Origin of the sequence: Rhizobium sp. CFBP 13644 (assembly GCF_014842165.1) — a bacterium.
GTDB classification, from domain to species: Bacteria; Pseudomonadota; Alphaproteobacteria; order Rhizobiales; family Rhizobiaceae; genus Agrobacterium; species Agrobacterium tumefaciens_C.
The window spans coordinates 77,189-84,408 of sequence record NZ_JACYVF010000012.1; the positions used below are offsets into that span (position 1 = coordinate 77,189).

Annotated in this window: 6 protein-coding genes; 5 read left to right on the forward strand and 1 reads right to left on the reverse strand. The window is 59.9% G+C overall.

Features of this window, described 5'->3' with window-relative positions; translation table 11 throughout:
• Positions 1-26: 26 nt before the first annotated feature.
• The 5 genes from traA to IFT53_RS21925 all read left to right on the forward strand — a co-directional run bounded on the left by traA (position 27) and on the right by IFT53_RS21925 (position 6,299).
• On the forward strand, positions 27-3,329 hold the full coding sequence (traA, locus tag IFT53_RS21905; RefSeq protein ID WP_192068001.1) for a Ti-type conjugative transfer relaxase TraA: 3,303 nt from the start codon (positions 27-29) through the stop codon (positions 3,327-3,329).
• Positions 3,326-3,853, forward strand: coding sequence for a conjugative transfer signal peptidase TraF (traF, locus tag IFT53_RS21910; protein ID WP_192068003.1), 528 nt, complete (start codon positions 3,326-3,328; stop codon positions 3,851-3,853). Before traA ends, traF begins: the two co-directional genes overlap by 4 nt.
• 16 nt (positions 3,854-3,869) lie before the next feature.
• Complete coding sequence (locus IFT53_RS21915; protein ID WP_342365860.1) at positions 3,870-5,039, forward strand: conjugal transfer protein TraB; 1,170 nt, start codon at positions 3,870-3,872, stop codon at positions 5,037-5,039.
• Between the two features lie 13 nt (positions 5,040-5,052).
• Positions 5,053-5,679: a TraH family protein gene (locus IFT53_RS21920; protein WP_192068006.1), complete on the forward strand. Its 627-nt coding sequence runs from the start codon at positions 5,053-5,055 to the stop codon at positions 5,677-5,679.
• Between the two features lie 314 nt (positions 5,680-5,993).
• Positions 5,994-6,299 (forward strand): transcriptional repressor TraM, encoded by a 306-nt coding sequence (locus IFT53_RS21925; protein ID WP_192068008.1) that lies wholly within the window; start codon positions 5,994-5,996, stop codon positions 6,297-6,299.
• A 60-nt stretch (positions 6,300-6,359) separates the two neighbouring features.
• Here IFT53_RS21925 and traR read toward each other — a convergent pair whose 3' ends face one another.
• Complete coding sequence (traR, locus tag IFT53_RS21930) at positions 6,360-7,064, reverse strand: autoinducer-binding transcriptional regulator TraR (RefSeq protein WP_192068009.1); 705 nt, start codon at positions 7,062-7,064, stop codon at positions 6,360-6,362.
• Positions 7,065-7,220 lie beyond the last annotated feature (156 nt).

Here is a 7,220-nt window from a genome sequence, read left to right on the forward strand (position 1 = left end):
GGTTCGAACCGGGAGTGTTTTACGCCGTGGCCATCGCCCATTTCTCAGCCAGCATCGTCAGCCGCGGCAGAGGCGCAAGCGTAGTGCTGTCTGCGGCCTATCGGCACTGCGCGAAGATGGAATACGAATGCGAGGCCCGTACCATCGACTACGCTCGGAAAGAGGGGCTTGTGCATGAGGAATTCATGCTTCCGGCCGACGCGCCGAAATGGGTCCGTGCGATGATCGCCGACCGCTCTGTCGCCGGAGCTTCGGAAGCCTTCTGGAATAAGGTCGAGGCTTTCGAAAAGCGTTCCGATGCGCAGCTCGCCCGGGACCTCACAATAGCTCTTCCGCTGGAGCTCACCCCGGAGCAGAACATCGCGTTAGTTCGCGACTTCGTGGAAAAACACATTCACGCCAAAGGCATGGTTGCCGATTGGGTCTACCACGACAATCCAGGCAATCCGCACATCCATCTGATGACGACATTGCGCCCGCTGACCGAGGTCGGGTTCGGATCGAAGAAGGTTGCGGTCAATGGCGAGGATGGCCAGCCGGTCCGCACGAAGTCCGGCAAAATCCTCTATGAGCTCTGGGCCGGATCGACGGATGACTTCAATTCCTTACGCGATGGATGGTTCGAGCGGCTGAACCATCACCTGGCGCTCGGCGGCATCGATCTCAAGATCGACGGCCGTTCCTATGAAAAGCAAGGCATCGAGCTGGAACCCACCATTCATCTCGGCGTCGGGGCAAAAGCCATCGAGCGCAAGGCGCAGGAGCAGGGCGTCCGGCCAGAGCTTGAGCGCATCGAATTGAACGACCAGCGGAGGTCGGAAAACACCCGCCGCATTCTGAACGATCCAGCCATCGTGCTCGATCTGATCACGCGAGAGAAGAGCGTCTTCGATGAACGCGATGTCGCCAAGGTTCTGCATCGTTATGTCGATGATCCGGCTGTCTTCCAGCAGCTGATGTTACGCATCATCCTGAGCCCGGAAGTCTTGCGTTTGCAGCGTGACACGATCGAGTTCGCGACCGGAGAAAAGGTGCCGGCCCGTTATTCGACCCGGGCGATGATCCGGCTGGAAGCGACGATGGTGCGGCAGGCAATCTGGCTGTCGAACCGGGACGGTCATGCTGTCTCTGAAGCTGCTCTGGACGCAACGTTCCGGCGGCATGAGCGGTTGTCTGGCGAGCAGAAAACCGCAATCGAGCGGATCGCCGGTCCCGCCCGGATCGCCGCCGTGGTTGGACGCGCCGGCGCAGGCAAAACCACGATGATGAAAGCTGCCCGCGAGGTGTGGGAATTGGCCGGATATCGTGTGGTCGGTGGCGCGCTGGCTGGTAAGGCAGCGGAGGGTCTGGAGAAGGAAGCCGGGATCCAGAGCCGTACGCTCGTGTCATGGGAGCTTCGCTGGAACCGTGGTCGCGACGTTCTTGATGACAAAACCGTCTTCGTCATGGACGAGGCGGGCATGGTCGCCTCAAAACAGATGGCCGGCTTTGTCGATACCGTCGTCAGGGCAGGCGCAAAGATCGTTCTGGTTGGCGATCCCCAACAGCTCCAGCCGATCGAGGCGGGTGCTGCCTTCCGCGCCATCGTCGACCGCATCGGTTATGCCGAACTCGAGACGATCTATCGCCAGCGCGAGGACTGGATGCGCAACGCGTCGCTCGATTTGGCGCGGGGCAATGTAGAAAAGGCGCTGACCGCCTATGAGGCCAATGTCAGGATCACGGGAACGCGCCTCAAGGCTGAGGCAGTCGAACGGCTGATCGGTGACTGGAACCACGAATACGATCAGGCGAAGACAACGCTGATCCTCGCGCATCTGCGCCGCGACGTTCGCATGCTGAACATTATGGCCCGCGAAAAACTCGTCGAACGCGGCATTGTCGGTGAGGGACATGTCTTCAAAACGGCTGACGGTGTCAGGCAGTTCGACGCGGGCGACCAGATCGTTTTCCTGAGGAACGAAGGTTCGCTCGGCGTCAAGAATGGTATGATTGGTCATGTCATCGAGGCCGCACCGAACAGGATCGTTGCTGTGGTCGGAGAGGGTGATCAGCACCGGCAGGTCATCGTCGAGCAACGCTTCTACAGCAATCTCGATCATGGTTACGCCACCACGATTCATAAGTCGCAAGGTGCAACCGTCGACCGTGTGAAGGTGTTGGCAAGCCTCTCCCTCGACCGGCATCTGACCTACGTGGCGATGACCCGCCATCGCGAGGATTTGCAGCTTTACTACGGCCACCGGTCCTTCGCCTTCAATGGCGGCCTGGCCAAGGTACTCTCCCGAAGACAAGCCAAGGAGACCACGCTCGATTATGAGCGCGGAAAGCTTTACCGCGAGGCGCTGCGGTTTGCGGAACGTCGCGGGTTCAACATCGTCCAGGTGGCCCGCACGCTCGTGCGCGACCGGCTCGACTGGACGCTGCGCCAGAAGACGAAACTGGTCGATCTCGGCAAGCGCCTTGCCAGCTTTGCAGAGCGTCTCGGTCTGCACCATCCCCCGAAAACCCAAACGATGAAGGAGGCCGCACCGATGGTCGCAGGCATCAAGACATTCCCCGGTTCCGTCGCCGATACGGTGGAGCATAAGCTCGACACTGATCCAGCCCTCAGGAAACAATGGGAAGAGGTCTCGACCCGTTTTGCTTACGTCTTCGCCGACCCCGAAACCGCCTTCAGGGCGATGAACTTCGATGCGGTGCTAGTGGACAAGGAAACGGCCAAACTGGCGCTTCAGACGCTGACGACCGCCCCTGCGTCGATCGGACCGCTGAAGGGCAAGACCGGCATTCTTGCCAGCAAGACTGATCGTGAGGACCGTCGCGTTGCAGACCTCAATGTTCCTGCCCTGAAGCGCGATCTTGAGCAGTATCTGAGAATGCGCGAGACCGCCTTGCAGCGGCTGCAGGCTGACGAGCAGGCATTGCGTCAGCGCGTGTCGATCGACATCCCGGCACTGTCGCCGGCAGCACATTTGGTGCTGGAGCGCGTGCGTGATGCGATCGACCGCAACGATCTGCCAGCGGCTCTTGGATATGCACTCAGCAATCGCGAAACCAAGACTGAGATCGACGGGTTCAACCAGGCGGTCTCCCAGCGGTTCGGGGAGCGCCTACTGCTCACCAATGCAGCGCGCGAACCCTCCGGAAAGCTCTTCGACCAACTCTCCGACGGGATGCAGCCGCAGCAGAAGGAGCGTCTGAGGCAAGCCTGGCCGATCATGCGCGCGTCCCAGCAACTGGCCGCTCACGAGCGCACCGTCCAGACCCTGCGGCAGGCCGAGGATTTGCGTCTCGCCCAGCGCCAGACGCCGGTGATGAAACAGTGAGGCGGCGGCTTCTCCTGTTGCTGGCCGGCTTGGGCGGGGCGATCGCCGCTCTGGCGACAATCGCCTATATGGGCGGCTTTCGATTGAACCTGACGCCGAGCGAGCCGTTTGGACTCTGGCGTATCGTGACCCTCCAGCGTCCGGCCAAAGTCGGCGATCTCGTGTTCATCTGCCCACCGGCGACCGCGTCATTCGAGGAAGCACGGCGCCGCGGCTATGTCAGGCCTGGCCTCTGCCCCAGTGGCTTTGCGCCGCTGATCAAGACAGTGGCGGCACTTCCCGGACAGCACATCGAAATCGGCGCTGATATCACCGTCGACGGTAAGCCTCTTGCCTCATCGATCGTCCGAGCCAGCGATGGCGAGGGCCGGCCGATGACGCCGTTCAAAATCGGCATCGTGCCACTGAGACATCTGTTTCTTCACTCATCCTTTGCGAGCTCCTATGATAGTCGCTATTTTGGACCGGTTCCCGACACGGGCCTTCTCGGCCTGGCGCGGCCGGTCCTCACTTTCGAACCATAACTGGCGGCGATCCTGTGTGCTCATCGCCGTATCTGTCGTTTGCGGCTGGACTGCCTGGAGCGGTCATGTGCTGGCCCTTCCTGTCGCTGTGTTGTTTCCGGCGCTATGGGCGATGTCGCCATCACGGCCGACGGCGTTGCTCGTGTCGGCCGGATATTTTCTGGCCGCCTCGCGTGGGATCCCGCAGGGTGTCGCCAACTTCTATGCCGCCGATCTTTTGCCTGGGCTTCTGCTCTGGACAGTTGCTTCGCTCTCCTTCGCCGGCGTGCATGCGGCGCTCTGGAAGGGGCAACCGAAAGGGACGTCTCCGGGAGAAGGTCGAACGGGAATGGCAATGGCGGCTCGCTATCTGGCCGCGGCGATGCTCTTAGGCCTGCCGCCCTTCGGCATAACCGGCTGGGCACATCCGCTGACTGCTGCAGGTGTGCTCTTTCCGGGATGGGGATGGTACGGACTGGTCGCGATGACAGCCGGCCTCGCGATAATGACATCGCGATATTGGCCGGCTACCGCCATCGTCCTGGGAGGATTGTGGCTCTGGTCCACTGCCACGTGGACATCACCTGAACTACCCGAGGGATGGAAGGGCGTAGACCTCGAACTGGGCGAGATCCTCGGACGAGACGGCTCGCTCGACTATCACCGTGACCTGATCGCAACGGTGCGCGCGGCGGCATCAGTGAAAGCCCGGCTCATCGTTCTTCCCGAAAGTGCACTGGGCTTCTGGACGCCGACCGTGGCAAAGCTCTGGAGTCAAAGCTTGCGAGGCTCGGAGCTCACTGTGATCGCCGGCGCGGCCGTCATTAATCCGGGCGGCTATGACAATGTCATGGTGGAGATTTCGGCTGACGAAGCACGAATTCTCTATCGCCAACGCATGCCGGTCCCGGTGTCCATGTGGCAGCCATGGCGGTCATGGACCGGGCAGGGCGGTGGAGCTCGCGCCAACCTCTTCGGCAATCCAGTTGTGCAAAGCGACGGCCAGAAGCTCGCCGCGCTCATCTGCTACGAACAGCTCCTCCTTTGGCCGGTCCTGCAGGCGATGCTACATTCCCCCACCGCAATCGTTGCCCCGGGCAACGGATGGTGGACCGCAGGAACGTCGATCGTCGCCATTCAAAACGTCAGCGTGACGGCCTGGGCAAAGCTGTTCGGACTGCCCGTCGTCACGGCGTTCAATATATAAGGAGATATTCGCGATGGTCGATGCCGCTCTCATCAAGGAATGCAGCGATCCCGGCCTGAAGCCGGCGATCGTCGAACAGTTCATCGAGCGGGCAGGATCTCAGGATCCATTAGAGGTCACGGTCCGCTCCGGAAACCGCGTCATACCGGTGCCCAGGCCGAAGACGGCGGAGGAGGCGTTGGCGCTTATCCGAGACAACCTCGGTCGCAATACCGTTCGAGTCGGGATCACACAATATCCTGGCGGGCTCGGCATCATGGAGACGGGCCAGTTGAAGCCAGACCTGGTCGATGCTTGCGAGAACATGCGCATGGGTACGGCACTCTTCGCCAAGGTCTATCGGATTGTGACCAAATGGTATGGCAACCCGACCGATAGGCAAGTCCTGCCGCAAGTGTTCGACGATGCGATCATCGCCTGGCAGACGGGATATTTCGAGGGAACGGCGGTGTTTCGCGCGGAAGATCCAGGTAATGTAAAGCTCCCCGAGCCGAAGCCGGTTCACCGCGATGATGCCGACACACAAGATGACCTTCCTGATAATGAAAGCCAATCCGAGGTGCCAGCCGAAGCTTCAGCATCCGATCCAAACAAAGCTGGGATCAGGATCGACCTGTCCGGCATTGGCGCAAAGCGTTGACTTCGCTGTATCTGCAGATCTGCACGGCAATTGTTTATCCATCACCCTAGCGAAAACAGCTTTTGCCTATTATAAGAACGGGCAGGGCAGTACGCGCTGCCCGGGGGTGTGGAAACCCTTCCTAGCGGTTGGCGCCGGCCGATACGGCGCCAGAATCCTCTGACCATTTGGCCGGGGGCCTGTGACGTATGTCCAGGCGCCTCGGTGCTAAAGGTCTCAGGACTGTCTAGGACGGTTTCCAACCCCCGGCTTGGGATCAGAGATTAACGTTTGCGGGGGCGCACCGCAGACAAAATCTAAGGGTTGGATCACCAATGAATCTGAAAGAGTCAGCAGTAGACACATGTGAACTGCGCCCGGTGATCGGGCTGACGTGCAGCCTCGCCAAGGCAGACGTCGAGACGCTGACGGTCAATGCCATCCGGCTGCACAGGCAGCGCGTCGAGAAGGCCGATCAACTGTTCCAGGCTTTGCCGGAAGACTACAGAACGGGCAAGGCCACGGGCGGCGTTCAGCATCTCAACTACATCGAAGCGATGATCGAGATGCATGCACAGATGAGCGCGGTCAACACGCTCTTGGGCGTTCTTGGGTACATTCCTAAGATGGCTGCGAACTGATCTGGATTTATGGGTCAAGCCTGCTGCGGCAAAGACCGAGTGGCGTCGGTCACAGGTCCTTCAGATCAGCTTTTTACGGATTGCGAGCGCGACAAGTTGGGCTTTGCTGCGGACTTCGAACCGCTTCATAGTTTCGCGGAGCTTGACACGGACGGTGTTATATTTGATGCCTTCCACGTCAGCGATTTCCTCCATCGTCATGCCGACAGCGATCCATCTGAGATAGGTCGCTTCCTTTGGATTGAGCCACGCGCTATCTTCCACGGTCGGAGTTGTCTGAAGGCAAGCGATGCGAGCATGGAGTTGTCCGACCGCAGCGGCGGCCGCGACCGCGTCAATCTCGCGGTCGAGGTCGATAGCTAGCTTTTCCGACGCTAAGGTGAACATCGACATCGAGCCGTTGGCCGTCTTAATGGGAACGGTGACACCAGAGCGGATGCCGAAATCGGCAGCGCGCGCGTAGAAGGAACGCTCTTCCTTCGATAACCTTGCACGATCCTGTTCGGCCGACCACGCAAAAACTTGCTTTCTGGACCTCGCGCGTTTGACGACCGGATCGAGCTTGTCGAAGTTCTTATCCAAATACGTCGACCGCCACTCGCGGTGATAGTTGGTAACTGCGATGCTATGCTTATGCTGGACGTGGAGATAGGCGTAGCCAGTGAAGCCGAAATGCTGGCTAAGGTCCGCGAGGCCTTGCGAGAGGATGTCTTCGTCGCCGTATATCGCGGCAAGATCAGTCAGCTTGTCCAGCCAGTGCTGCATTTGTTCACTCCGTTTTGGTGGTCAGGTGGAACAGGTCATGAGAGCCCCTCGACGTTCATATTAGAAATCAACTATTGTCAAAGCTGGTTAGAGCTGCGACGCCGCTGGCCCGTTAGAAATGCGACACTGGCACCACCGATCAGCCCCCGACCGGAC

Excerpts from the sequence above, each read along its gene's own strand:
- IFT53_RS21920 (WP_192068006.1), top strand. The coding sequence starts at position 5,053 with ATGGTCGATGCCGCTCTCATCAAGGAATGCAGCGATCCCGGCCTGAAG.
- IFT53_RS21925 (WP_192068008.1), top strand. The coding sequence starts at position 5,994 with ATGAATCTGAAAGAGTCAGCAGTAGACACATGTGAACTGCGCCCGGTG.
- traR (WP_192068009.1), bottom strand. The coding sequence starts at position 7,064 with ATGCAGCACTGGCTGGACAAGCTGACTGATCTTGCCGCGATATACGGC.